2 protein-coding genes are annotated in these 1,173 nt (G+C 67.5%); both read left to right on the top strand.

From position 1 onward, the window contains the following. Positions 1 to 78: 78 nt before the first annotated feature. The gene (locus E8M80_RS25610) at positions 79 to 429 is read left to right on the top strand and encodes a transposase (RefSeq protein ID WP_137128548.1); all 351 of its coding nucleotides are present in this window, start codon (positions 79 to 81) and stop codon (positions 427 to 429) included. After that, the gene (locus E8M80_RS25605) at positions 402 to 1,133 is read left to right on the top strand and encodes an IS3 family transposase (protein WP_240790220.1); all 732 of its coding nucleotides are present in this window, start codon (positions 402 to 404) and stop codon (positions 1,131 to 1,133) included. The genes E8M80_RS25610 and E8M80_RS25605 overlap by 28 nt, the downstream gene beginning before the upstream one ends. Positions 1,134 to 1,173: the final 40 nt, after the last annotated feature.

Below are 1,173 nucleotides of genomic sequence, written 5' to 3'. Positions count from 1 at the left end.
TGGAGTGGGCCCCTGGAGGCGGACAGGCGGACTGCCGCGAATTGACCAGGGAGCTGGGCTTCCGAAGGATGGAAGCCGATGACGAGACACCGATCGCACAGCGTCGAGTTCAAGCGCCAGGTCGCGCAGGAGTACCTGGCCGGGGAGACCCTGCACGGGCTTGCCAAGCGCCACGACATCTCGCGCAACCTGATCCGTGTCTGGGTGGAGAAGTACGAAGCCGGCGCCTTCGACGAGGACGCCCGGGCAGCGGACCTCATCCAGGCCTACGAGGCGCGGATTGCCGCGCTCGAGCGGCTGGTCGGCAGGCAGGCCCTGGAGCTTGAGTTTCTAAAGGGGGCAGTGCGCTCCGGAGCGCCGCCGAGAAGCGGGCTTACGTCCGCGGTTGCCGGCCCGCCGGCATTTCGCTCGCGCGCGGATGCCAGCTAATGGGGATCGCCCGCTCCACTGTCTACGACGCGCCGCGGATCGAACTCGACGACACCGCCCTGGTCGAGGCGATGATGGCCATCTGCGACGAGTTCGAGGCCTATGGCTGGCGCCGGGTCGGGGCCGCGCTTCGGCAGCGGGGCCTGGTTGTGAACCACAAGAAGGTCCGCCGTCTCATGCGCGAGCACGGCCTGCAGCCGAGGCGCCGCCGGCGATACGTGGCCACGACCGACAGCGACCACGATGGCCCGATCTTCCCCGACCTGGCGAAGGATGTCGTGCCGGACGGACCGAACCAGCTCTGGGTGGCCGATCTGACCTACGTCGCCATCCTCGGCGGCTTCACCTATGTCGCCGTAATCCTCGACGCCTGGTCGCGCCGCGTCGTTGGCTATGCGATCGGGCGCTCCATCGATGCCCGGCTCACCCTGGCTGCGCTGCGGGCAGCGCTCGAGGCGCGGCGGCCAGCTGCCGACTGCATTCACCACTCGGACCGCGGGTCGCAATACGCTGCGAAGCCGTATCGCGACCTGCTGGACGCCCATGGGCTGCGCGGTTCCATGGGGCGACGCGGCAATCCGTACGACAACGCCAAGGCGGAGAGCTTCATGAAGACGCTGAAAGTCGAGGCCGTGTATCCGATGGCCTACGAGACCTTCGAGGACGTCACCGCAGATCTCCCGCGGTTCATCGAGAATGTCTAGAATTGCAAGCGGCTGCACTCGGCTCTCGGCTACCTCAGCC

It is taken from the genome of Roseomonas sp. HF4 (assembly GCF_005222755.1).
Taxonomy (GTDB): Bacteria; Pseudomonadota; Alphaproteobacteria; order Acetobacterales; family Acetobacteraceae; genus Neoroseomonas.
This window is presented reverse-complemented; position numbering and strand designations above follow the sequence as displayed.